The following is a 25,739-nucleotide window of genomic DNA, read 5'->3' on the forward strand; positions in this document are numbered from 1 at the left end:
TTTTATTCATAAACACAAGATTCAACGTAAGAAATGGTTTTTTGTGATCATTTAACTATTTATCAAATGATTTATATTAGCTATTTTAGTTTTTAAATGGAGGAATTAACGCGAAAGTCAAATATACATTTCGAAATAAGCGAGCGCAAGATCTTGCTTAGAATATTCGACATCCTCAGCGTAGTACTTGGCCTGGTGCTGGTTTCCAACTTCTTCAACTTTGATTATCTAAGTATTTCTCCCGAAAATTGGTACTGGATCATCGTACTGCTCCTTTATCTTACGATCTTTGCAAACATCTTTGAGTGGTACGACCTACAGCGCTCTAGTAGATTGGACCAAATACTGCCCAATGTGGTTTTGGCCACTTCGATCACCATGCTTTTCTACCTTTTGACGCCAAAGCTTACTCCCGTTTTACCTGAGAATCGTCTTCAGATACTCTATTTCTTTCTTTCGATCACCATTCCCGTGATCTTATGGCGCTTTGCTTATGTCTTCTTTATTTCCAAGCCCCGATTTTATAAGCGGGTGTTGCTTATTGGATCTACCTATGAGGTGGGTGTCATGTATCAGGCCATCAAAGAGACGACCCCAAGCATACATATAGCGGGGTATATCAACACTGAAATTGGGAACAAAGATTCCATTGCTCTAAAAGATGTACGGCAGCTGAACGATAAAAATTTGAAGGCACTGGTCAAGGAACTTGGAATTTCAGAGCTGATCATCGCGAGCAACGAATCTGATGAAATGGCAAAAAAACTGTTTGACGATCTTATCGACCTGTTGGAGTCGGGTTTGCCTATACGCGAATATACCCAAGTATATGAGGAGTTGACCAATCGTATTCCCGTGCAATATATCGGGAAGGATTTTTATAGATATTTTCCGTTTAGCCGAAGTAACCAGAACAAACTCTATCTTTTCTATCATCGATTCATGGACATTCTACTTTCGGTGATCGGATTGACCATTACGCTGGCGATCCTTCCTTTGATATTTTTAGGAAACCTTGTTGGAAATAGGGGCCCTTTATTTTATACGCAAACAAGAGTGGGTAAATATGGTGCTCCATTTCAGATCTACAAGCTGCGCAGCATGGTAGTGGACGCTGAAAAGGAAGGAGTGCAATGGGCACAGCAAAACGACCCAAGGATCACCGCCTTTGGAAATTTTCTCAGACGGTCACGGTTAGATGAATTGCCACAACTGATCAATGTACTGAAAGGAGAGATGAGTATCATTGGCCCAAGGCCAGAACGACCAGAATTTGTCGAGGCCCTATCTAAAGAGCTTCCCTTCTATGAAACGCGTCACGTTATCAAACCCGGTCTTACCGGTTGGGCGCAGGTAAGTTCAGACTATGGTTCCTCGCAAGAAGATAGTCTTCATAAATTGCAATATGATCTCTATTACATCAAACATCGCAGCTTCTTTCTAGATGCTAGCATTTTAGTGAAGACCTTGAGTACTGTGCTATTTTTCCGAGGTCGATAGGGATCTTTTATAGAAGCTTCTCAAATAGCCGTAGCGTACCACCAGCGCAACGAGAATAGGTATGGACATCAATGGAAAAATTTGAGATCCGATCGCCCAGATCAGTACTACCAGTAGCACCAAAACAATAAGAAGGTTCATATATCCAACAAACCATTTCTTATTCCTTTTTAAAAGGAAAGCGACAAATAGGTTGGGTGCAAAGGCCCAAAGTACATTAAGATTCAGCGCAGTAGCCGAATGATCGGTGCCAAACCAAAGAAATAAGATCACCAAACCAGCAAGACCTGTGGTTAAAAACAATATGATATCTAGCCAAGTACTGCGCTTACCGGTTTTGTTGTCTTTGTAGGTCACCCAAAGGATGACGATCATCAACAAACAGAATATGACCAATGGACTCGTTAGGAAGAATGATTTATTTTCTTTGACAGCAGGCTCGTAGATCGTTGCGGTCTTCTCCACCAATTCCACCTTATTTTCAGCTCTATTTCGAAGATTCGCATCGGCATATCCTTCAAAGACATAATCGGGTATGAAAAAACGTTCCTTGGCCGTCGTTTCCCTATCGATGACTGCGCCTAGCGCCAAGTCGATTCCAAAACCACTCCAACTGTTGTGCTGAACGTATTGATGTATTATTGCTCTAAAGGTCATTGGTGTTTCAACAGTATCATCAAAATTGACCTTTCCGTCCATCACCTCTTGAAGAACGGTTCGCATCTTTGTGGCGCAGTTGTTAAAGAAAAAATCGTATTTGTATGAACGATTCTCGGGTTTTAGATTGATCTCTAGAAATTGAAACAATTCTTGTTTGGCCTCCTGATCAATATTTAGTATTTGCTCTTTAATCCAGCGATTTTCGTACTGATAAGTGTATAGGAAGCGCTCAAATTTTGAGCGACTTAATTGGTAGAGCAGCTTACCGCGAGCAAATTTGGCATAAAAGTAAGGGGTGTCAAAATCAAAGGTCCCGTAATTATAGACCACGTCAATGCCGTAAAGGGGGTCTTTAACTCTAAACGCATTATGCCCAAACTGAGAATAGAGCTCAGTCCCAGGACCACAGGTCAGGAGGCTGATCTCTGCCTTTTCTGAAAGTTGAAAGTTAGCTGGAGCCTGAGCAACTCCTTGATTGAAAAATAGAAGAAGTAGCAGTGCAAAGAATATTCTTCTCATAGGAATCGGGTTGTGCAACTAAATTAAACTACTTTGGGGAGTTATAAAATAAGATCATCTAAAAAGTGTCCAATCGATCTTTATAGAGAAGACATTACTGTAGATGGCGGCACTCTGGTCGCCTAGGTCGGTCAAGGAGTAGTCTATCTGAATACCCTTGTATTTGAAACCTACTCCCAAGTTAGGCTGAAAACTTGTCTCATCACTACCGTCGATGCCTGGTGTATTCTGGAAGTTACCCACACCGGCTCGCACAAACACAAGATCGGTATAGCCAAATTCCAGTCCGACGGCAGGAGTAAAACTCACCGCTGAGGTAGAGAAGATGTCATTGGTCTCTGCAAAGCGCATGTTAAGGTCAAGCTCCGCTCTCAAAGTATAATCGTAGTGGAAGGTGAAATTTCTGGCGATTCCCAGCTGCATTTTTGGTTTTGTGATCTCCATGGTCTCCGGAAGTCGCTGTTCTGGGATATTGGGATTGGAGGTTTGCAAAGCGTCCTCATCGATCTGCCAAGTGTTGTAGGTGGTAGTAATGTCGCGAAGCATGATGCCGTACTCCCAATTACTTCTTTTGAATTGAAATCCAAGGTCAAAGCCCACCCCCCAAGATTTGGCAAAATCGCCAATGACCCTGCGAATGACCTTTGCGTTGGCACCCCAGCTAAAACCAGGGATCTTCAGATTTCTCGCATAAGAAAAGGTAACACCATAATCCGCAGCGGAAAATAAGCTGACATTATCAAAATTGATGACGCCGCCGGCATCGATCAGTTGCGTGGTATTCAAGATATCATCCACGCCAAATCGTATCAAAGAAATTCCCCAGGCACTGTCCTCGTCGATAGGCATGGCGAAAGCTGCATAGTCATATTGGGCGATATTGGCAAAATAATTGGCATGCATCAATGCCAGCTGATTGTCCTCTAGATTGATCAAACCTGCAGGATTCCAATAGCCGGAATTGACATCACTGGTGCTTGCAACCACGGCATTAGACATACCAAAGGCCGCAGCATCGACACCAATGTTCATAAATTCGTTAGAGTAATTGACGACCGTTTGCCCTAAAACCACATTAGAGAGTAGGATCAATCCTAGTAAAAACCTTTTCAAACGCAATTAGTTTTGTGCAAATATCTCACTTTTTTCTAAGAAGATAAACTCTAAAAGCGCTTAGTTATTGTTCGGAAATGTTAATTTGAGGGAATTCTGAAAGGCAAGACGGAAAATCACTTGCAGCCTATCGTAAATTGTGAATCCTTACTTATATTTACGCTGATAAAAGACTCAATGAAAAAACACATTCCGAACCTTATTACGTTATTAAATCTGTTCTGTGGTTGCATTGCGGTCGTCTTTGCCGCATCTGACGAGCTGATCATTGCTGCTTTCTTTGTCTTTCTTGGTATTTTCTTTGACTTTTTTGATGGCCTCGCCGCGAGAAAACTGAAGGTCCAAAGCGAACTGGGGTTACAGCTGGATTCCCTCGCGGATATGGTGACCAGTGGTCTGGTACCAGGGTTGGTGATGTTTCAGTTGTTATCTTCAGTAGAAGGTGTTGTAGGCCTAAGTATTGTTAACAGCGTTGGAGAATTTACGCAGTGGAGAGGATTTAAAGTTGGGCTGCTTCCGTTCATTGGATTTTTGATTACCCTAGCTTCTGCCTATCGTTTGGCCAACTTTAACATAGACGAAAGACAGACAACGTCTTTCATCGGTCTGCCAACTCCTGCGAATGCATTACTCGTACTTTCGTTGCCGTTGATCTTGGAATTTCAGAGTAACGATCTCTTCAGAGATATCATTTTAAATAAGTGGTTTCTCATCGGAATGACCCTATTGAGCAGCTTTTTGCTCAATGCCAACTTGCCGCTATTTGCGTTAAAGTTTAAAACTTGGGGATTTAAGGAGAATGCGATCCGTTATATCTTTTTGATCGCTTGCGTGTTGCTTTTGGCACTACTTCAATTTGTAGCGATACCCCTGATCATTTTGCTGTATGTGTTGATGTCCCTCTTTGACAAAACATCCAACACCCAACACCCAATACCTAAAAACGGACTTTAAAAGTCCAATTTCTTTTTACGCAGTTCAAAGTTTTGGCCCAAATATACTTTGCGAACCATTTCATCGGCAGCCAGTTCTTCGGGCTTTCCTGCCTTCAGAATACTTCCTTCGAACATCAGATACGAACGCTCTGTGATCGCCAAAGTTTCCTGGACGTTGTGGTCGGTGATCAAGATTCCAATATTTTTGTTCTTTAGATGAGCCACGATTCGTTGGATGTCCTCTACCGCAACGGGGTCGACCCCAGCAAAAGGCTCATCCAACAACACAAACTTTGGGTCTGTCGCTAACGCACGAGCGATCTCTGTTCGTCTGCGCTCCCCACCCGAAAGCAGGTCTCCACGGTTCTTTCGGATATGTCCCAAACCAAACTCTTCGATCAGCGCTTCCATCTTCATCAGCTGTTCCTTTTTAGAGAGCTTGGTCAATTGAAGTACACTGAGAATGTTGTCCTCGATACTCAACTTTCTGAAAACGGAGGCCTCCTGAGCCAGATATCCAATACCGCTTTGAGCACGTTTGTACATCGGATAGGTGGTGATGTCCTGATCGTCCAAGAAGATCTTCCCGTCATTGGGTTTTATCAGGCCAACGATCATATAAAAGGAGGTGGTCTTTCCAGCACCATTAGGGCCAAGCAAACCAACGATCTCACCTTGATGGACTTCTAAGGAGATTCCTTTTACTACCTTACGTCCTTTGTAGGACTTCATTATGTTGTCTGCGCGTAAAATCATGGACATTCCGTTTCGGCTTCAAAAATAGACAAAAATTGGGGACTGGGTGATGGGTGTTCGTCTATGGGTAGAAGTTTATCATGAATTTAACAAGCGCGTTGCCCATCCAAACTTGAACCCAAAAATTTCAACCTTCAGTCTAAGAATCTTTCGCTTCCAAGGCGTCCCAAAATTCGTAGGCACGGCGGAGGTGCGGAATTACGATGGTTCCCCCTACTAGCGTGGCGATACCTAGAGACTCGAAAACTTCCTCTTTGGTAACCCCTTCTTTATGGCATGATTCTAAATGGTAGCGTACACAATCATCGCAACGTAACACCGCAGAGGCTACTAGCCCCAGAAGTTCTTTGGTCTTTACGTCAAGTGCACCGGGCATGTACGCATTGGTATCAAGGTTGAAGATCCTCTTAATGATCTTATTATTGTCTTCTAGGATACGGTCGTTCATCTTAGAACGATACGCATTGAACTCATCTACGATATCAGCCATTTCTTAAAGCTTTCTTTTCTTGATTTCTTACAACGATCTTTGTGACCAAGATACTTATCTCGTATAAGATCACGATGGGGATGCTCACGATCACTTGACTGGCAATATCGGGTGGCGTAATAATGGCCGATGCGATCAAGACCAATACAAAGGCATGTTTTCTGTATTTTCTAAGGAATGCAGGCGTGACCAGACCTAATTTTGCCAAGAAGTAAATGATGATCGGCAACTCAAAAATGATACCACCAGCGAGTATGGTAGAGCGGATGATCGCAATATAACTGCTATAGGTAGGATTATTCACTGCATCATTGCCAAGCGAATAACCTCCTAGAAAGTTCACCGAAAGTGGCGCGATCACATAGTAGCCAAAAAGCACTCCGAGGAAGAACAACAAAGAACCGATAGAGATAAAGGCTCCGGCGTACTTGCGTTCGTTGTCGTGCAATCCTGGTTTTATAAATCTCCAGATCTCAAAAAGTACAAATGGGAAAGCCAAGATAAACCCTAGGGTGATCGAGGTCCAGATATGAATGGAAAAAGGAGAGGCCATTTGCGTATGCTGAACTTTAAAAGGCATTTCGGTAACGCAGAGCCCATCGTTCAATCCCAGATTTTGCGAAAGATTGCAAAAAAACTGATACGTCGCAAAATCTACTTTTCGCGGGCCATCTATTAAGGTGTTAAAGACAAAGCTTTTAAAGAAGAACACGACGACGGCCGCAATTAGAATGGCCACACTTGCACGTATCAAATGCCAGCGTAATTCTTCGAGATGGTCTAGAAAAGACATCTCATTGGGGTCTTTCTTCGCCTTTGCCATCAGATGATTCCTTCTTTAATAAGATTATGGAGATGTACGACCCCCGCATATTTACCATGGTCTACCGCTAATAACTGACTGATGTCATGCTCTTCGAGCATATCCAGTGCATCCACGGCCATCGCATCATTATCGATGAGCTTGGGAGTGGAGGACATGATATCTTTTGCCGTAAGTCCGTTGATATTATCATGTTTGGAGAGCATCCTTCTTATATCACCATCTGTGACGATCCCTATGACCTGCTGGTCCTCGATAACCGCGGTAACACCCAACATCTTTTCCGAGATCTCAACGATGACGTCTTTTACAGGGGCATCGGCACCTACCTGTGGCTTCAAGTTACTGCCGGTAATATCACTGACTCTCAAATAGAGTTTTTTGCCCAGCGAGCCGCCAGGATGATACTTTGCAAAATCTTTACTGCTAAATCCTTTTAAGTCCAATAACGCTATTGCAAGGGCATCACCGATGACCAATTGTGCCGTGGTACTTGTGGTCGGCGCCAAATTATTCGGACATGCTTCCTTCTCCACATAAGCATGCAGAATATGGTCCGCCTGCTGCCCTAAAAATGATTCTTTATTGGAAGTGATCGCTATTAATTTGTTAGGCCCGTTCTTTATAAGTGGCACTAGCACTTTGATCTCTGGGGTGTTACCACTCTTAGAAATACAGATCACCACATCATCATCCAATATAGTGCCTAGATCTCCATGGATGGCATCTGCAGCGTGCATAAAGATGGCAGGAGTTCCGGTAGAGTTCATCGTGGCAACAATTTTTGTGGCAATAATGGCACTTTTCCCTATTCCCGTGACGATAACCCTTCCTTTAGATCGATAGATCAGCTCTGTCGCCTCGGCAAAATCCTCATCGATGAGCGTGGCAAGGTGTGTGATCGCTTCTGCCTCAGATCTTATCGTTTGTTTGGCCGAAGAAATGATCTTATCCCTAATGTTCAAAACTTAATATTTTATTGGGTTTGTTAAAAGTAAAGAAAGTTTTATCTTTAGTAGTGCAAATGTATATAAAATAGTAAAAAGATAGGATGGGTTCCCCGGAATTTGACGTACACAAGGAGCTAAAAAAACATTTTGGTTTTGGCAATTTCAAAGGTTTACAGGAAGAGGTTGTAAAAAGCGTGATCGAAGGAAAAAACACCTTCGTTATCATGCCAACGGGTGGGGGGAAATCCCTATGTTATCAGCTACCAGCATTGGTCAAGGAAGGAACCGCGATCGTGGTTTCACCTTTAATAGCACTCATGAAGAATCAGGTGGATGCCTTGCGAGGCATCTCTGAGGTCGAAGGTATCGCTCATGTGCTCAATTCATCATTGACCAAAGCGGAGATCGTCAAAGTTAAAAGTGACATTTCTGCGGGAGTTACAAAACTGCTCTACGTGGCACCCGAATCACTCACCAAAGAAGAAAACATAGAATTTTTACGCTCGGTGCCTATTTCATTCATGGCAGTGGATGAAGCCCATTGTATCTCCGAGTGGGGACACGACTTTAGGCCAGAATATCGCAATCTTAAGAAGATCATAGAGCGCATCGGTGATGATATTCCGATCGTAGGTCTTACCGCAACGGCCACTCCCAAGGTACAAGAAGATATACTAAAGAATTTGGGGATGATCGACGCTCGGACATTTAAAGCATCCTTCAATAGGCCCAATCTTTTTTATGAAGTTCGCCCAAAGACTAAGAATGTTGATGCAGACATTATACGTTTTGTAAAACAAAATGAAGGCAAATCCGGTATCATCTATTGCCTCTCGAGAAAGCGTGTGGAAGAGTTGGCGCAGGTGCTTCAAGTGAATGGCATCAAAGCAGTGCCTTATCATGCTGGACTCGACGCCAAGACCAGAGCAAAGCATCAAGACATGTTCTTAATGGAAGACGTCGACGTGGTGGTGGCGACCATTGCGTTTGGAATGGGAATCGACAAGCCCGACGTTCGTTTTGTAATCCATCACGATATTCCCAAAAGTATTGAAAGCTACTATCAAGAAACGGGACGCGCTGGTAGAGATGATGGGGAAGGGCATTGCTTGGCCTATTATTCCTACAAAGATATAGAAAAGTTAGAAAAGTTCATGGCTGGGAAACCTGTAGCTGAACAGGAGATTGGACATGCATTGCTGCAGGAGATGGTGGCCTATGCAGAGACTTCCATGTCCAGACGAAAGTTTATCCTTCACTATTTTGGGGAGGAGTTTGACGAAGTCAATGGTGAAGGTGCAGACATGGATGACAATGTTCGCAACCCAAAGAAAAAACATGAGGCCAAAGATGAGGTCGTAACGCTCTTGAAGGTCGTTCAGGAAACGAATGAAAAGTATAAGAGTAAGGAAGTGGTGAATACCTTGATAGGAAAGTCCAACGCCTTGATGAAATCTCACAAGACGGATGAAAAGGATTTCTTTGGCATGGGAAAAGCCCAGGATGGTAAATATTGGATGGCACTCATCCGTCAGGTCTTGGTCGCAGGTTTACTCAGAAAAGATATTGAGACCTACGGTGTCCTCAAGCTTACAGATGCAGGGGTCGAATTTCTAAAAGCGCCTTCTTCTTTCATGATGACCGAAGATCACACCTATGTCCAAGCAGATACCGATGATGTGATAACTGGTGATAAGAGCGGAGGTGGAGCAGCCGATGAAAAATTGTTGAAGCTGTTAAAGGACCTTCGTAAAAAAGTTGCGCAAAAAAGGAATGTTCCGCCGTTTGCTGTGTTTCAAGAGATGTCACTAGAAGACATGGCCTTGAAATATCCTGTGAATATCGAGGAGATGAAAAATGTGAATGGTGTTGGTGAGGGAAAGGCTAAGAAATTCGGTAAGGACTTTGTAGAATTGATAGCACAATACGTTGAGGAGAACGATATCGTGCGTCCAGATGATCTTGTGGTGAAAAGTACAGGGGCCAATTCGGCCTTAAAACTTTATATCATCCAAAATGTGGATCGAAAACTACCACTGGATGATATCGCAGCTGCGAAAGGACTTAAAATGGAGGATGTGATGAAAGAGATGGAGCAGATCGTCTACAGCGGGACAAAATTGAACATCGATTATTGGGTGGACGAAATCTTGGACGAGGACCAACAAGAGGAATTGCACGAATATTTTATGGAAACCGAGGACGATAAGATCTCATTGGCACTAGAAGAGTTTGATGGCGACTATGAAGATGAGGAGCTTCGACTATACCGTATTAAGTTTATCAGCGAGGTGGCAAATTGATATGATGACAGCTATCGTTTAATGCGTATGGCTCGCAAAAGATCTTTAGACCTTATAGGATGTCTAGAGACCTTTTCAAGATTCTTCTTTTCGGCCGTTATTATCAAAGAGACGATCATTTTGTTAGCGGGGCATGCTATCTCCAGTTTTTCAGCAGCCTTCACAATAGCGCCATTTAAATGCGCGATCTCCGTCTTTTTTCCTTGAGAAAGGTCCCACCACATCGAAGTACGCACATTGGGGTCGATGGTCAACATTTTATTGGCAACCAACTTAAACAGAAAATTAGGAAGACTTAGGACCAACGGAAGATATTTGCCCGGTACTGCCGTTACTTTTGGAAGCTGAATATTTTGCACCTTGGTCACCGCCAGCAATTCTCGCATCATGGCGGCAATAACCAGTCGATAGTTACGGTCCTCTAACATTTGTTTCACGGGGATATCTGCCAACGCATTGACACTATTGCCGAGATTCAACTGTAATTTTGCCCATAATAAGGCCTGCATATTATTGGTCGTGGTGACCGACATCAAATCGCTATCGATGCTTTTGGCGACCGCTTCAATCATTTCTTTGTGTGCTGCCGGCGACATCTCAATGGCAAGTGTGCCTTCCGATCCACGATGAAGATGCCCGGGCGCTATCTCGGCAACATTGAAGGGAACCATCACCCGCAAGACAAGATTGTTTGGATAGTGTTCTTTGATGACCTCTTCAGATCCCAAGCCGTTCTGACAACAAAATATAACTGTTTCTGGTTTAATAAAGCCTTTAATCTCTTTAGCCGCTTGCGCAATGGCCGTGCACTTTACCGTAAGCCAAAGAAAATCGCACCGCTCGCCGATGCTACTTTTTTCAACAAACCGAAGCTTGTTTATATGTGCAAGATTTCCCGCATAGTCCGTTAGCTTCAAGCCGTTTGCAAGCTTTTTAATGATATGTGGTTTGCATATCAATCCTACATCCATTCCTTTGGAACTTAGAACACCGCCGAGGTAGCATCCAATAAGTCCTGCCCCGAAGATGATATGCGATTTTCTCTTAGCGTCTTTAATGCTATTCATTCATTCTTAAGGGTTCGTTCTAAAGAGGTCTCAAAATTAAGCGGTAAAAGATGATAGTGCATGCTGTTCGTTTTATCAAAAGGTGAATTGCTACGCTATTGATCATCAATTTTTAAAATTGCGTTTATCCTATTGTTGTGAACATCTTATCGTCGTTGTCATCTCAAAGATAAGTTTTCAATCTCTAAGTTTCCACGCTACGTTCATAGAGCTTTTATAGTTTCAAAAAGGCAGGTCGACAAAACCGCTTTCAACATTTTATGCTTCGCCGAACAATCCTTACTTTTGCAGCCTAAAATAAATCGAGCATGGAAAACGGCATTTACGCAAAATTCAATACTACCAAAGGTGAGATCTTGGTAAAACTTACACACGATAAAACCCCAGGTACCGTAGGTAACTTCGTTGGTCTTGCCGAGGGGCAATTAGAGAACGATGTGAAGCCTCAGGGTAAACCTTACTATGATGGTTTAAAATTTCACAGGGTGATACCAGATTTTATGATACAAGGGGGTTGCCCGCAGGGAACAGGTGTCGGTGGTCCTGGATATCAATTCGATGATGAATTTCATCCAGAATTAAAGCATTCTGGGCCAGGTGTATTATCCATGGCCAATGCAGGTCCTGGCACCAATGGGAGTCAATTTTTTATCACTCATGTGGAAACTGCTTGGTTAGATGGCAAACATACGGTGTTCGGATATGTTGTTGAAGGACAAGGTGTGGTAGATGCAGTAGCTCAAGGCGATATGATAGAAAGCTTGGAAATTGTAAGGGTAGGAGAGGAAGCAGAAGCTTGGAACGCCGTTGAGGCTTTTAGAACTTTTGAAGGTAGTCGCGAAAAACGTTTGGCAGAAGAAAAAGCACGTCAGGAAGCTGAGCTCGATAAATTAGCAGCTGGTTTCGATAAGACAGAAAGCGGATTGCGTTATAAGATCATCAACAAAGGAAATGGTGCCAAGGCCGAAAAAGGACAAACCGTTTCGGTACATTACAAAGGGCAGTTGGCAGATGGGACGGTTTTCGATTCATCATACAAGCGCAATCAACCTATCGATTTTGCCTTGGGCGTAGGACAAGTGATCCCAGGCTGGGACGAAGGTATCAGCTTGTTGAATATCGGTGATAAGGCCCGCTTTGTGATTCCTTCACATTTAGCCTATGGCAGTCGTGGAGCTGGTGGGGTAATACCACCCGATGCGACCCTTGTCTTTGATGTAGAGCTGGTGAACGCAAAGTAAAAAGCAATAAATAGGAACAAAAGAGGCCTTCTAAAAGAATTAAGTAGAGTCATTGCGATTCACCGCAGGTGGAGAAGCAATCTGTATAACCTTCGTTAATGTTTAACAGATTCCTTCCCCAGAAGTCTCGAGGTCGGAATGACACTTTTTTAGACAGCCTCTTTTTTGTGAAAAATAGTCGCTACCTTTAGTGTTCAATTCAACCAGACATGACCAATACCGAACTCGACCATCTTCGTTATCCGATTGGGAAATTCGAAATGCCAGAAGAAATAACGGATCTCTATATCAAAGAATGGACCAACATTCTCGAACAATTTCCGACAAAACTCGAGAAATTGGTGATTGGGCTGTCCGAGGAACAATTGGACACGCCTTATAGGCCAGATGGCTGGACGGTGCGACAGGTGGTACATCATGTAGCAGATAGCCATCATCATAGCTATACAAGGATCAAATGGGCACTTACCGAAGATAACCCGATGATCAAAGCGTATTTTGAAGCGCGTTGGGCGGAATTGACAGATACAAAGTTGGCACCGATCCGGATATCATTGGATCATTTGAAGGCACTTCATGTCAAATTGGTCTATCTTATCAAAGGGCTATCCGAAGAGGAGCTAAAGCGCACCTATGTACACCCTGAAGATGATATGGAAGTAGATCTAAAAGAACATATAGGAAAATATGCATGGCATAGCGAGCATCATTTTCATCACATTAAAAACTTGTTAGAGCGGAAAGGGTGGCTTTAAAGTTTAAGTAGCATACGCTGCATTTCTCTGTGCTCCTTCTTGATACCAGGATACGCTAGATCATAGGTTGAAATGGTTACAAAACCTGCGCGCTGATAGAACTTTAGTGCTGGGCTTGTTGTCATCACATCAACTCTTAGAGCTTTCTTGTGATGCGTCTTTGCAAAGAAACAGACAAATTCGAAGGCGCGATTCCCGATTCCCTTGTTGGTAAAATCTTCTGCGAGGTAAATTTTCTCCAGTTCCATGGCCTCTTTAGCCTTAAAGTCGCCAATGGCACTGTCGATGCGTATTTTGATCAGCCCCGCATCTTGCTCGTCATGTCGGATCAAAAAAAGTTGGAAATTGTGATGCTCAATATTTTTCTGTAATGCTTCCTCCGAAAAACTCTTTTCAATATACAATGAGACATCCTCGCCCTTCCATATATCCGTATAAGATTGTTTGTAGGCAAGCCGTCCAATCTTTGACAAGGCAGGAACATGCTCTGAGGTACAGCGAATAAACTCTAAACTCATGGGTGGAAACTTATGTTTTCCATTTGATATTGCATCCAATACTCGGTTTTTGGGAGGAGGAAACTGCTTTACCATCCAATAGAGAATCGATTGCCCCTCGCATATCACTTCCAGTCACTGGAATTCCATTGCCAGGCCGCGAATCGTCCAATTGCCCACGGTAGATCAATTTTAAGCTAGAATCAAATAAATAGAAATCAGGTGTGCAAGCGGCGTCATATGCTTTGGCAATTTCTTGCGTCTCATCATAGAGATATGGAAAGGTGAAGCCTTCTTGCTTCGCATTTTCCTTCATCAGCTCCGGACGATCATCTGGATAGTTCTTTACATCATTGCTGCTAATGGCCACAAAACCGATTCCTTTTTCTTGATAGTCTTTTGCCAATTGCACAATACCAGCATTTACATGCTTCACGAACGGGCAGTGATTACAAATGAACATGATAACGGTGCCTTGTTTTCCTTTGATATCTTGAAGTGTTGTTTGTTGATCGGAAACCGTATCCATTAAACTAAAATCGGGAGCATTTGTGCCCAGGGGTAGCATATTGGAAGGAGTGCGTGCCATGCTTATTTATTTGAGTTCTTTTAAAAATGCGTATCTGTAAAGTTACAAAGAAGCAATGATCCATAGCGATGCTTTTCCAGGTTAAATTTCTTGATTTGAAGATGGATTATTCGTAACTTATTGGAAATCAAAAAACAGTGTTATGGAACGCAGCTATGAAAGCCTATCGAAAGCAATTGAAGCCTTGACCAAAGAGGGATATACTATAGATTTTAACTTGGTTGATGAAGGTATCGAGTCCAAGCATTTGAAAGAACGCTGGACGGCAAGCCAGTGCGAAGTGGTTCGTTTTTTTAGATTCGAGGGAATGACCAGTACCGACGATTCCTCCATCCTATATGCCATAAAGACGAAAGATGGTAAAAAAGGGTTGCTCGTCGATTCTTATGGCGTCTATGCTGGGCAAATCTCAGAAGAGATGCTCAAGAAGTTGAAGGTTCATTAGTTTGCGGTCGCTAGCGCCATCCCTTCTGCAAAAAAGTTGATCGATCTATAGCTGCCATATTCTAGAAAGAGTTCCTAAAAAATACCGCATTCATCAACAATTTGTTAGTGCCGTACCAAAAGGCCCTAAAGTTAGTATTATCGGTGAATATGATAACCTTTCCCCTTCCCAAGCGCTGCGATTTAAAAGGTACGGTGTGCTTTAATTGCTCTAGGTTCTCTTCGGAAATATAGCCGCTTAGTAAGGGCTGCCCCGTATATTTTATCGGATTCCGATAGCTTGTGCTATCCGCTCTAATGAACAGACGTGTATTTCTGAACAATGGCAGTCTTTTATTTTTATAGCCAAAGTTGATCGGATGCGACCGATCCAATTCGGCTTCAAAAATCGCTCCACCGATCACCTGTGCTCCTGTAAATTTCTGGGCATCTTCAAAAGGAACATCTTTAGCAACCACTTGGGTCTTGTTGTAATCAATTTTTATAAAACCATTATTGCTTAGCCATCTTGCCGCATTTCTGAAGCCGATAAGCGTCCCACCTTTTCGCACCCACTCGTTTAGTTTATTCTTTTGCCCGTTGTTCAAACCCGATTGGGTGTTTGGCAGAATGATCACATTGTACTTGTGCAGATCGGCCCTATTAAAATATTCTGTATCTATCTTGGTGATCTGCATATCATAACGCGTATCAAACAAATGCCAGATTTCTCCAGCGTCATAGGCATTGATGCCCCTTCCTACGATCATGGCCACTTTTGGTGCCTTTATAGTTCTAAATTCGTTGCTTCCAAGATCGATCCCGTTGGTCAATCCAGTAGTTACGGCAGTAATTTTGATATGTGATTCTTTAGCGACCTTTTGTAAGAATGTGTAGATCTCGTCGCTGTTTAGCTCTTGATTTTGAACAGGGATCATGATCGTGCCATAGTCATATTGATTTCCCTGAAGGTCAAAAGGTGTCATCCCCTGTTTTGCTCGCAACCCCTTCTCCAAGATCATATTCAACGCTTTCGGGGTATAGTATTCATGCCATTCGAACAAATAGGCGTAATTGCTTTTTGCGGAAACACTCCCCATGGCTGGTTGAAGGTCCGTTACTTTGGCGCCTGCATTATTCAAAGAAGGAAGATTGGTGTGGTCCAGATTGAAGGCGAGTGGAAAGCTCCAAGCTGAAATATCATAGAATAAACTGTCCTTGAATTTGGTCCTTTTTTCAAACATTGCGTTGATCAGACGATGATTTTTCTGATTTGTTGGAATGATATAACTAGATCCCTTTTTATAGCGCTTTCCATCAGCGGTAAAGTCATTTTTGATCTCGTGAAAGTCGATCTGATGGCGCTTTAAGATCTCTGCTAGATGAAAGGTTTTAGCTGCATCCTTCTCGTCTCCAAAGACGATCGCTTTTGTCTTTGTCCGCGCCCCCTCATTTCGGGCATTCTTATAAAAGTCTCTTTGGTAGCCGAGAATCTCCGTTCGCAGATTCTGAGCAGCTTCTAAGGTAGATAAAGCGGTGGTGAGTTGATTTCTGATAGTGAAGGGAAAGGCGAGTAAACCATTTGCGCTTTCTTGCAAATGACCTCGACTGCTGCCTTGCTCAAACAGAATACCGATACTTCCATTGATATCTGGAAAGGTAGAGCCCTTTCCATAATAAAAGTCATCGTAATTTTCCTCTGAATAATAGAGCGAACCGATTTTATCCAAAGCCTTTGCGTGAAATTTTGCTATTTCTTTGGTCAATTGTTGATTCATTTTCGGAGTCAGGGGGTGTGTGCGATCGGGCACCCCTGGCTGAAAGAAGAACGTACTGTTGGTACCCATTTCATGATGATCTGTCAAAATATTTGGAAGCCATTTGTGAAAGGTGGCGATGCGAACCCGCGATTCTGGGAGTTGTACCGGCAGCCAGTCCCTATTCATATCAAACCAATAGTGATTGGTGCGACCGCCAGGCCACACCTCATGAAACTCCCGGTCGTTATTGTCCGAATTCAGATGTTGGCTCTTGTTGGTATTGGCCCAGTACGCAAAACGTTGTAAACCATCTGGATTGTACGATGGGTCAAAAAGAATGATGACGTTTTCCAATAGTCGCTCTATTTCTGGGCCTTGGGCCGCCGCCAAGTGATACGCAGCCAGCAGGGAGGCGTTTGCGCCGCTTGGCTCGTTCCCATGAATGGAAAACCCCTGCTGCACAACGATGGGCATATTGGCAATATTCAGCTCAGCGCCGCTCGACTCTGTAAGCTGAAGATGTTGTTGCCTGATCGCTTCTATGCGTTGATGATTTTTAGGCGAGGTGATGGTCAAAAGGAGCAGCGGTCTGTCCTCAAAGGTCGTCCCTCTATCTTCAATAGTGATGCGATCGGAGGTCGCCGCGAGGGTCTTCATGTATTCTACTAGCTTATCATGGGTGACGTGCCATTTACCAACCTCATAGCCTAAAACGCTTTTCGGCGTTGGAATATCTTGGTTATATAAATCGCTTTGAGGGAGAAAGTATTTGAGATCGTATGTTTTTTGAGCAGATAAAGCAGTGACTATAAAAAGTAATAGCAGGGTTAGTTTTTTCATTTCGAAAATGTTGGTTACCTAGTAAAAATAAAAAAACCGTTTCGATTATTCGAAACGGCTGTTATTTTAAAGGTTTTTTAACGTATCAGATATCGTCAAAATCTACATCGGTAAAAGATTCTGGTGAGGTATTGGTCTCTCCATTCTCTTCGTACTCCTTCTTATAATCCTTTTGATGACGCTCACTGATCACTTCTTGACCTTTCTCGTTGATAATGTAATCTGTAGTTTCCAATAATAGGTCTTTGAATGAGTCAAAATCTTCTTTGTACAAATAGATCTTGTGTTTCTTATAGTGATAAGATCCGTCTTCGTTGGTAAATTTTTTACTCTCGGTAATGGTCAAATAATAGTCTCCGGCCTTGGTGGCTCTAACATCAAAGAAATAAGTTCGCCTTCCAGCACGTAAGACCTTGGATAGGATTTCTTCTTTCTCTAAAACATCTTTTTCACTCATGATCCTTCTTTTTCTGTTTTTGGTAGTTGATATTGTCAACCAAAAATGTAAAAAAAAAGATAATCAAACAACAAATTCGTTACAAATCTTTCTCGGACAGCTGCTTCAAATAAAGCTCTTTGTAATACCCTTCGGTGCTTATCAGTTGATTGTGAGTACCTTGCTGTATGATTTCACCATCCTCTAAGACGATGATCTTATCCGCATTTTTCGCCGAAGAAATACGATGACTAACAATAAGCGTTGTCTTGTTGGATGACACTTTTTCGAGATTGTTTAGGATCTGCTCTTCGGTCTCGGTATCTACCGCAGAAAGGCAGTCGTCAAGTAATAGGATGTTCGGGTCTTTGATCAAAGCACGTGCGATAGAAACCCGTTGTTTTTGCCCTCCAGAAAGCGTGATTCCGCGTTCTCCTAGAACAGTGTCATATCCTTTAGCGAAGTCAATGATATTTTTATGGACCACAGCATCTTTTGCTGCGGCGATCACTTCGTCGTCCGTAGCGTCCTCTTTCCCAAATTTTATGTTGTTCTTTATAGAGTCTGAAAACAAGAACGCATCCTGTGGTACCGCACCAATACTATCCCTTAAGCTATATAGATTGAGCGTTGTGATCGGTTTGTCGTCGATCAGGATTCTTCCAGAGGTGACATCATACAACCTGCTGATCAGTTGAAGTATCGTAGATTTTCCGGCACCTGTTTTTCCAAGAATCGCCAAGGTTTCTCCGCGTTTCACGGAGAATGACAGATTTTTCAAGGCTGTGATATTCGTGTCGTCGTAGGTAAATGTTACATTTTCAAATGCAATATCTCCCTTAATTTCATCCGGTTCGTCTTTAGGATTTTTGATATCTGGTTCTACCAAAAGAAACTCGTTAATTCGTTTTTGGGAAGCCTCTGCCTGCTGCACGATCGAGGTCACCCAACCTACCGTCGCAACAGGCCATGTGAGCATGTTAACGTAGATAATGAATTCTGCAAGAACTCCTATCTCTATCTCTCCATTGATATATTGATTTCCGCCGATATAAATAACGATGAGATTGCTTAGTCCTATCAATAGGATCATCATTGGAAAGAACCACGCTTGTATCTTTACGAGATCCATGTTCTTGTCCTTGCTTTGATTGGACAGGTCTTCAAAATCATTTTGGGTAGCCAGCTGAATGCCATAGGCCTTGATCACCGAAATTCCGCTAAACGATTCTTGCGTAAATGTGGATAGTTTGGAAAGGTATTCTTGGACGACCGTACTTCGTTTATGAATCGCTCTGCTCAATTGATAGATGGCAATTGAAAGTATGGGTAATGGGAGCACGGTGTATAACGTAAGCTTTGGCGCAACATTGATCATGTAGGAAATCACCACTACAAATAATGAAAGCGTATTAATACTGTACATGATCGCGGGTCCGACGTACATCCGGGTCTTGCCAACGTCTTCGCTAATGCGATTCATCAGATCTCCCGTACGATTTTGTTTGTAGAAATTAAGCGATAAGCGCTGATATTGTTCGAATACCACATTCTTAAGGTCAAATTCTATGAATCGCGACATGTTAATGATGGTCTGTCGCATAAGAAAGGTGAGAAATCCAGCAACGATGGCAGCACCGATGATAAGGAGAATATTATAAAGCAGTTCTCGTTCCACGATAGCGAGGTCGGTGATTTCCTTTGACAGGTATTTTTCGACCACGGTCAACGAATTGCCGATAAGCCTGGGAGCGAAAAGCGCAAAGATACGGGCAACGACCGTAATGATAATACCTAGAATTAGGCGGTATCTGTATTTATAGAAGAAGCGATTGAGATATCTTAGTTCTTTCATAGATGTATGAAGCTATGAATTTTATCAAATTCATATTTAATAAAAGCATTTGTTGTATAAAATATAATTTTTTCTATTTTTACAGCCTGTTTTTAAGAATATCGAAAAACGGAAGAACAATTAAAAGAACGCATCACTATGATTTCAGAGGTAATATCCACTAAAGAACTTCCAAAAATGGACCCCGTTTTTGGGCAATTGTCTTTCGACGATCACGAACAGATCGTTTTTTGCCAGGACAAAGATACAGGTTTGAAAGCAATAATCGGGATACATAATACGGTTCTTGGCCCAGCTCTTGGCGGTACCCGTATGTGGACATATAATAGCGAATGGGATGCCCTTAACGATGTGTTACGACTTTCTAGGGGAATGACCTTTAAATCGGCCATTACAGGATTGAATCTAGGAGGAGGAAAAGCTGTGATCATCGGCGATGCTAAAACGCAAAAGACCCCAGCGCTAATGAAGCGTTTTGGTGAATTTGTTCATTCTTTAGGAGGGAAATATATCACCGCGGAAGATGTGGGCATGGAAACTGCCGATATGGATCTGGTTAGAGATGTGACACCGTATGTTACGGGTATATCCGAATCTAGAGGCGGCGCAGGAAACCCTTCGCCAATCACAGCCTATGGTGTTTTCATGGGAATGAAGGCAGCAGCAAAGCATCAATTTGGCTCTGATGTCTTAGAAGATAAAAAAGTGCTGGTTCAAGGTATAGGCCATGTTGGTGAAACTTTGGTAGAGCATCTAACAAATGAGGGAGCGAAGGTTGTTATTTCAGATATCAATGAAGAACGACTGCAGGCCATTAGTGTCAAATATGGTGCTTCGATCTTTCGTGGAAAAGACCTCTATGAGGCAGATATGGATATCTATGCTCCCTGTGCGCTTGGGGCCACTATCAATGACGAATCCATTGCTAAATTAAAGGCCCGAGTGATCGCCGGTGCCGCAAACAATCAGTTGGCCAATGAAGTGAGGCACGGTGCCATGCTTAAAGATAAAGGGATTGCCTATGCACCCGACTTCCTTATCAACGCTGGTGGTATCATCAATGTGTATGCAGAACTTGAAGGGTATGGTAAAAAAGAGATCATCCAGAAAACAGAAAATATCTACAATACCACTTTGGAGATCTTTGCGCATGCAGCGAAGAATAACTGCACTACGCATCAATCGGCATTGAGTATTGCGCAGTCGCGCATCGAAGCGAGAAAAAGTAGCAAGAATTCGTAAATACATTTAAAATAGTTTTACTTTTGCGGGCGTAAGAATCTTTCTTACGCCCTTTTTTTTGTCAATAGCCATAAAAGTTCTTTCTAATGTTAACAAGAAGACATATTCGTGTAAAGGTGATGCAAGCGGTTTACGCGTTCTCCAAAGCTTCGGAAGACAATTTGTCCAAACAAGAGAAGTTCATCAATGCGAGTAGCGAAAGTATGTACGATCTTTATATCCTGATGCTTTCACTGCTTTCAGAAATTAGAAAGCTCGCTGCGGATAGGCTCAAGAAATCACAAAAGAAATACCTGGCCACCGAAGAAGACAAAGATCCCAACAAAAAGTTTGTGAACAACCAGCTGCTGCAACAGCTGAGCATCAATAGACAGCTGGAGACAGAATTGGAATACCGCAAGCTCAACAACTGGAAAATGGACGACGAATATGTTGCGATCATCTGGAATGAACTCAGAGAAAGCGAGAGCTACAAATCGTACATGTCTACCAAAGAGACCTCCTATAAAGAAGACAAGAACTTTATCATTAGTATTTATAGAGATATCATCGCGCCCAACGATAAGCTGTATGAATACTTTGAGGATAACAAATTGACCTGGCTCGATGACTTGCCAGTGGTGAACACCGTAGTGGTGAAAACCTTGAAACAATTTGGGCCAAAAGCGGACGAGAGTTTTTACCTTCCGGACCTTTATAAAGACGAAGAAGACAAGGAATTTGCTAAGGAGCTCTTTAGAAAGACCGTTCTAAATGATGAGAAACTGCTCAAAGAAATAGAGGGTAAAACACCCAACTGGGACAAAGAGCGTATTGCGGATATCGATATGGTGCTTTTGAAAATGGCCATCTGCGAATTTTTAAATTTTCCCTCCATACCGATCAAGGTAACCATCAACGAGTATCTAGAAATAGCCAAAGAATATTCCACCCCTAAAAGTAGCGTTTTCATTAACGGCATTCTAGATAAACTCACCAAAGAATACATTGAAAATAATAAGTTAAATAAAAGTGGACGCGGGCTGATGTGACAAAATATTGTTATTTTTAGGCGCTAATTAAAATTTAAAATTTTAGAAATGAGAAAAGGAATAATTTTACTAGGAGCAGCCATGGCTATGGTATTCACTTCGTGTAAGGACAACGCTGCTGAAAAGATCAAATCAGAAAATGTTGCCCAGGCAGCAGAACGTGACGCGGCAGCAAAGAATTTTCCTGTGATGAAATGGGATAAGGTAGAGCACGATTTTGGTACTATCAATGAGGGCGACAAAGTAGAAACTGTTTTTAAATTTACCAATACAGGAACCGCACCTCTCAAGATCGTTAGTGCTAAGGGAAGCTGTGGATGTACAGTACCGCAACCTCCTACAGAGGCCATCTTGCCAGGAGAATCCAACGAGATCAAGGTACAGTTCAACTCTGCCAATAAGCCAGGAAATCAGCAAAAGACGATTACGGTGATCGCCAATACAGAGACCGGTAGAGAGATCGTGCGAATCAAAGCGCAAGTGACTCCAGATCCAGAAAAGCAGAAACAACGCGACGAATTGGCAGCAAAGCGCAAAGCGCAACAGGCTGCATCAGCAACAAATACGAACACAACAACAGGTCACGAAGGCCACGATCATAACTAAGAATGGGAGAAGGATTTCAGGGTATGTTACCCTTTTTACTGATGTTCGTGGTGATCATATTTTTTATGGTCATTCCGGCTCAGCGGAGACAAAAGAAGGAAAAGAATTTTATAAATAGCCTTAAAAAAGGTGATCGTGTTATTACCAAGAGCGGCATGCACGCTAAGGTTTTGGAAGTAAATGACAAGGATAACAGTTGTGTTTTAGAGACCATGGCTGGCAAACTGAAGTTTGATCGTTCAGCGATTTCCATGGAAGCTTCAAGCCGACTGCAAACTGCTGTAAAAAAGTAATAAGTTCTTTCCAAGATATAGCAAAGCACCTCAAAACGAGGTGCTTTTTTTATGTGTTCAAGTATCATGACCAGTGAGTGCGTTATTCATAAGTGGCTGAAATTCATTATATTTAAGTAATCAACCATAACCTCTAAACAAATGGCAAGACCAACGATTGCAATTATCGCGATGCTCTTTGGTGCACTCTTCTGTACCTGGGCACAGACCAAAACCGTTACTGGAACAGTGACAGACGAAGACAACCAACCACTACCCACTGTTTCGGTGGTGGTAAAGAATACCACCCGTGGTACCACTACAGATTTTGATGGAAATTATTCAATAGACGTCTCTGAAGGAGAGGTTTTTGTTTTTAGCTATGTAGGTTTTGAAAATGCCGAAAGAACCGTCGGCAGTGCGTCGACCATCAATGTGCAATTAAGTTCAGGATTGGCACTGGCAGAAGTACAGGTCGTGGGTACCCGTAATCCAAATAGGACCGCAGTTGACACGGCCGTTCCGGTAGATGTGATCGACGTCGCCGAACTGGCAGGAGCCGCACCACAGGTCAATTTAAACCAGATCCTTAATTATGTCGCACCTTCCTTCACCTCTAATACTCAGACCATCTCTGATGGGACAGACCATATCGATCCCGCATCCCTGCGAGGCCTAGGACCCGACCAGGTCTTGGTACTGATCAACGGAAAGCGTAGACATACCTCTTCATTGGTCAATGTCAATGGTACCTTTGGCCGAGGTAATGTAGGTACTGACCTGAATGCGATTCCTGCAGCCTCTATTCAACGAATCGAAGTTTTACGAGATGGTGCAGCAGCGCAATATGGTTCTGATGCCATCGCTGGGGTCATCAATATCGTATTAAGAAAAGATACCGATGAGCTGAATGTCAATATTACCTCTGGAGCACATTTCTCTAAAAATTCCAATGGGCAAACCGGAGGCGTCGATGGAGCAACCACTAACATAAGTGCCAATTATGGTATTAAGCTTGGGGAAAAAGGGGGATATGTGAACTTTACTGGGGATTTTGACTATCGTGATTTTTATAGTCGTATGAAAGAGTGGGAAGGTAGCGTCTTTAATGCGTATAACGCCATTGAGTTTGTTGCGGCCAATGATGGTTTTGATATTTCCTTGTTGCCCGATGATATCGCAGAAATTCAGAATTACGGAGCGCAAGTGTCGCACTTCTCCACACAGCTGCAAAATGATATTGCCAACGCAAGTACCATTGCCGATCTTCAGGCCATCTTGGGTGTAGATGTTACCGATGCCGAATTGGCCGCTCGAGGGCAGGTACGTAGCGATTATAACATGCGTGTCGGACAATCGGAGTTGCGAGGAGGACGATTTTTTGCCAATATGATGCTTCCGATGGACGAAGAGGGAACACAGCTCTATTCATTTGCCGGAATCAGTAATAGAAAAGGAAACTCGGCAGGTTTCTATAGATTGCCAAATCAGTCAAGAACCTATACTCCAGCTTATATCAACGGTTTTTTACCCGAGATCAATTCGGATATCACCGATAAATCCGTAGCCGTAGGAATTAAAGGAGCGATCGGTGACTGGAATGTGGACCTAAGCAATACTTGGGGACAGAATTCCTTTCAATATGTGATAGGTAACACCTCCAATGCCTCATTACAAAATGCAACACCAACGACTTTTGATGCAGGGGGATTTGCGTTCACTCAAAATACCAGCAACCTCGACATCAGCCAATTCTATGATGAGATATTAGCTGGATTCAACGTTGCCTTTGGAGCAGAGTACCGGTTTGAAAACTACGAGATCATCGCAGGGGAGGAAGAATCCTATGGACAATATACCGATGACGGACAATTGATCACGTTGTTCAATCAGGCGCCTGCCGAAGATTTCTTTGGTAATCCTCGTCCAGGTGGCTCTCAGGTGTTTCCTGGTTTTAGTCCGAGCAACGAGCTTTCTAGGGGAAGAAGCAGTATTGCTGGGTATATCGACCTAGAAGCTGATATCACAGAAACGATACTGGCCAGTTTTGCGACACGATTTGAGGACTATTCAGACTTTGGGTCCACAATCAACTTCAAAGTTTCTGGTCGCGTAAAAGCCACCGACAATATCAATGTTCGGGCGGCTGCAAGTACCGGATTTCGAGCACCTCATTTGGCACAGTTGAATTTTAACTCTACCTCGACCATTTTTGACAACAATGGGAATCCGCAAGAGGTCGGAACCTTTTCCAATGATAGTAGAGCGGCCAATTTGTTGGGAATCCCGCAACTGAAGGAAGAGACCTCTAAAAGTGTAAGCTTAGGGTTTACAGCTCAAATTCCAGACTACGATCTGTCGATCACCTTAGACGGTTATTTTGTTGCCATCGATGATCGTATCGTCTACACCGGTCAATTTGCAGGACCAGGAACAGGCACGGAACTAGACATCCTGTTGGCCCAGGCCAATGCGAGTCGCGCTACGTTCTTTGCCAATGCCATCGATACCGAATCGAAAGGCTTGGATGTCGTCATTACCCATAACATCCGGTTTGGATCCAATATGCAATTAAGATCTGATCTTGCAGGTACCTTCTCTCAAACTAGGAAAGTTGGTGATATCCAAGCTTCGCAGGTCTTAGAGGATGCCGGTTTGGTCGATACCTATTTTCCAGAAGACAGTAGAGTATATCTCGAAGAGGCCGTGCCACGGACCAAGGTGAACCTTACCAACAGCTTTACCACCGATAAGTTCAATATCTTTTTGAGAAATGTATGGTTTGGAAAGGTCACCGAAGCCACGACCATTATAGAGCGTCAACAGGTTTTTGGTTCTAAATTGGTAACCGACCTATCTTTTGGCTATCAACTTGGAGAAAGCCTCACTGCCACGATCGGTGCCAACAATATATTCGACATCTATCCAGATAGAGCTGCCCAGGACCTAGAGCCTAATGTTGCTGGAGATCAAAATAACAGAAGTAGTGGGCGTTTCGATTGGTCGCGTCGATCGCAACAATTTGGTATCGGAGGAAGATTCCTCTTTGCTAGATTGTCATTCTCGCTAGATTAAG

The 25,739-nt window shown here is 42.9% G+C and carries 23 protein-coding genes; 11 read left to right on the plus strand and 12 right to left on the minus strand.

Features of this window, described 5'->3' with window-relative positions; genetic code table 11:
- Window positions 1–96: 96 nt before the first annotated feature.
- Complete coding sequence (locus ACFQ1M_RS18045) at window positions 97–1,500, plus strand: sugar transferase (RefSeq protein ID WP_386411172.1); 1,404 nt, start codon at window positions 97–99, stop codon at window positions 1,498–1,500.
- On the opposite strand, the gene ACFQ1M_RS18050 is transcribed toward ACFQ1M_RS18045, so the two are convergent.
- The gene (locus tag ACFQ1M_RS18050; protein ID WP_386411175.1) at window positions 1,480–2,679 is read right to left on the minus strand and encodes an Lnb N-terminal periplasmic domain-containing protein; all 1,200 of its coding nucleotides are present in this window, start codon (window positions 2,677–2,679) and stop codon (window positions 1,480–1,482) included. The genes ACFQ1M_RS18045 and ACFQ1M_RS18050 overlap by 21 nt on opposite strands.
- 54 nt (window positions 2,680–2,733) lie before the next feature.
- A complete protein-coding gene (locus ACFQ1M_RS18055; RefSeq protein WP_386411178.1) occupies window positions 2,734–3,792 on the minus strand; it encodes a putative type IX sorting system protein PorV2 in 1,059 nt (352 codons plus the stop codon).
- A 177-nt stretch (window positions 3,793–3,969) separates the two neighbouring features.
- Here ACFQ1M_RS18055 and ACFQ1M_RS18060 point away from each other — a divergent pair, with 177 nt between their 5' ends.
- Window positions 3,970–4,746, plus strand: coding sequence for a CDP-alcohol phosphatidyltransferase family protein (locus ACFQ1M_RS18060; protein WP_386411181.1), 777 nt, complete (start codon window positions 3,970–3,972; stop codon window positions 4,744–4,746).
- Here ACFQ1M_RS18060 and lptB read toward each other — a convergent pair.
- The 4 genes from lptB to ACFQ1M_RS18080 form a co-directional block, all read right to left on the minus strand.
- The gene (lptB, locus tag ACFQ1M_RS18065; protein ID WP_386411328.1) at window positions 4,743–5,483 is read right to left on the minus strand and encodes an LPS export ABC transporter ATP-binding protein; all 741 of its coding nucleotides are present in this window, start codon (window positions 5,481–5,483) and stop codon (window positions 4,743–4,745) included. The genes ACFQ1M_RS18060 and lptB overlap by 4 nt on opposite strands.
- 139 nt (window positions 5,484–5,622) lie before the next feature.
- A complete protein-coding gene (locus ACFQ1M_RS18070) occupies window positions 5,623–5,973 on the minus strand; it encodes a carboxymuconolactone decarboxylase family protein (protein WP_386411184.1) in 351 nt (116 codons plus the stop codon).
- Window positions 5,966–6,796, minus strand: a complete 831-nt coding sequence (gene tatC, locus ACFQ1M_RS18075) for a twin-arginine translocase subunit TatC (RefSeq protein ID WP_386411188.1) — start codon at window positions 6,794–6,796, stop codon at window positions 5,966–5,968. The genes ACFQ1M_RS18070 and tatC overlap by 8 nt, the downstream gene beginning before the upstream one ends.
- A complete protein-coding gene (locus ACFQ1M_RS18080) occupies window positions 6,796–7,761 on the minus strand; it encodes a KpsF/GutQ family sugar-phosphate isomerase (protein ID WP_386411191.1) in 966 nt (321 codons plus the stop codon). The genes tatC and ACFQ1M_RS18080 overlap by 1 nt, the downstream gene beginning before the upstream one ends.
- Before the next feature lie 86 nt (window positions 7,762–7,847).
- Between ACFQ1M_RS18080 and ACFQ1M_RS18085 the strand changes: the two genes are divergently transcribed.
- Window positions 7,848–10,049 carry a RecQ family ATP-dependent DNA helicase gene (locus tag ACFQ1M_RS18085; RefSeq protein WP_386411194.1) on the plus strand — a complete coding sequence of 734 codons (2,202 nt, stop codon included), beginning with the start codon at window positions 7,848–7,850 and terminating at the stop codon, window positions 10,047–10,049.
- Window positions 10,050–10,060: 11 nt separating this feature from the next.
- Here the strand turns inward: ACFQ1M_RS18085 and ACFQ1M_RS18090 are convergent, their stop codons facing one another.
- On the minus strand, window positions 10,061–11,116 hold the full coding sequence (locus tag ACFQ1M_RS18090) for a 2-dehydropantoate 2-reductase (protein WP_386411197.1): 1,056 nt from the start codon (window positions 11,114–11,116) through the stop codon (window positions 10,061–10,063).
- 308 nt (window positions 11,117–11,424) lie between these two features.
- On the opposite strand from ACFQ1M_RS18090, the gene ACFQ1M_RS18095 reads away from it, so the two are divergent.
- Entirely contained in the window at window positions 11,425–12,357 is a 933-nt protein-coding gene (locus ACFQ1M_RS18095) for a peptidylprolyl isomerase (RefSeq protein ID WP_386411200.1), read from the plus strand.
- Between the two features lie 209 nt (window positions 12,358–12,566).
- Complete coding sequence (locus ACFQ1M_RS18100) at window positions 12,567–13,112, plus strand: YfiT family bacillithiol transferase (protein WP_386411202.1); 546 nt, start codon at window positions 12,567–12,569, stop codon at window positions 13,110–13,112.
- On the opposite strand, the gene ACFQ1M_RS18105 is transcribed toward ACFQ1M_RS18100, so the two are convergent.
- Entirely contained in the window at window positions 13,109–13,630 is a 522-nt protein-coding gene (locus tag ACFQ1M_RS18105) for a GNAT family N-acetyltransferase (protein WP_386411205.1), read from the minus strand. The two genes, ACFQ1M_RS18100 and ACFQ1M_RS18105, sit on opposite strands and share 4 nt — an antisense overlap.
- A gap of 10 nt (window positions 13,631–13,640) precedes the next feature.
- On the minus strand, window positions 13,641–14,198 hold the full coding sequence (locus tag ACFQ1M_RS18110; protein WP_386411208.1) for a thioredoxin family protein: 558 nt from the start codon (window positions 14,196–14,198) through the stop codon (window positions 13,641–13,643).
- A gap of 142 nt (window positions 14,199–14,340) precedes the next feature.
- Between ACFQ1M_RS18110 and ACFQ1M_RS18115 the strand changes: the two genes are divergently transcribed.
- A complete protein-coding gene (locus ACFQ1M_RS18115; protein ID WP_386411211.1) occupies window positions 14,341–14,643 on the plus strand; it encodes a phosphoribosylpyrophosphate synthetase in 303 nt (100 codons plus the stop codon).
- 61 nt (window positions 14,644–14,704) lie between these two features.
- Here the strand turns inward: ACFQ1M_RS18115 and ACFQ1M_RS18120 are convergent, their stop codons facing one another.
- From ACFQ1M_RS18120 to ACFQ1M_RS18130, 3 genes are all read right to left on the minus strand, one after another.
- Window positions 14,705–17,221 carry a M14 family metallopeptidase gene (locus tag ACFQ1M_RS18120; RefSeq protein WP_386411214.1) on the minus strand — a complete coding sequence of 839 codons (2,517 nt, stop codon included), beginning with the start codon at window positions 17,219–17,221 and terminating at the stop codon, window positions 14,705–14,707.
- 85 nt (window positions 17,222–17,306) lie between these two features.
- On the minus strand, window positions 17,307–17,678 hold the full coding sequence (locus ACFQ1M_RS18125) for a PUR family DNA/RNA-binding protein (RefSeq protein WP_386411217.1): 372 nt from the start codon (window positions 17,676–17,678) through the stop codon (window positions 17,307–17,309).
- 79 nt (window positions 17,679–17,757) lie between these two features.
- Window positions 17,758–19,512, minus strand: a complete 1,755-nt coding sequence (locus ACFQ1M_RS18130; protein WP_386411220.1) for an ABC transporter ATP-binding protein — start codon at window positions 19,510–19,512, stop codon at window positions 17,758–17,760.
- A gap of 138 nt (window positions 19,513–19,650) precedes the next feature.
- On the opposite strand from ACFQ1M_RS18130, the gene ACFQ1M_RS18135 reads away from it, so the two are divergent.
- The 5 genes from ACFQ1M_RS18135 (at window position 19,651) to ACFQ1M_RS18155 (ending at window position 25,738) form a co-directional block, all read left to right on the plus strand.
- Window positions 19,651–20,754: a Glu/Leu/Phe/Val family dehydrogenase gene (locus tag ACFQ1M_RS18135; RefSeq protein ID WP_386411223.1), complete on the plus strand. Its 1,104-nt coding sequence runs from the start codon at window positions 19,651–19,653 to the stop codon at window positions 20,752–20,754.
- An 86-nt stretch (window positions 20,755–20,840) separates the two neighbouring features.
- Complete coding sequence (gene nusB / locus ACFQ1M_RS18140) at window positions 20,841–21,785, plus strand: transcription antitermination factor NusB (protein WP_386411226.1); 945 nt, start codon at window positions 20,841–20,843, stop codon at window positions 21,783–21,785.
- Window positions 21,786–21,833: 48 nt separating this feature from the next.
- Window positions 21,834–22,391, plus strand: coding sequence for a DUF1573 domain-containing protein (locus ACFQ1M_RS18145; protein ID WP_386411229.1), 558 nt, complete (start codon window positions 21,834–21,836; stop codon window positions 22,389–22,391).
- 2 nt (window positions 22,392–22,393) lie between these two features.
- Entirely contained in the window at window positions 22,394–22,684 is a 291-nt protein-coding gene (gene yajC, locus ACFQ1M_RS18150; protein ID WP_386411232.1) for a preprotein translocase subunit YajC, read from the plus strand.
- A gap of 141 nt (window positions 22,685–22,825) precedes the next feature.
- Window positions 22,826–25,738 (plus strand): TonB-dependent receptor, encoded by a 2,913-nt coding sequence (locus tag ACFQ1M_RS18155; protein WP_386411235.1) that lies wholly within the window; start codon window positions 22,826–22,828, stop codon window positions 25,736–25,738.
- Window position 25,739: the final 1 nt, after the last annotated feature.

It is taken from the genome of Sungkyunkwania multivorans (genome assembly GCF_042675645.1).
GTDB classification, from domain to species: domain Bacteria; phylum Bacteroidota; class Bacteroidia; order Flavobacteriales; family Flavobacteriaceae; genus Sungkyunkwania; species Sungkyunkwania multivorans.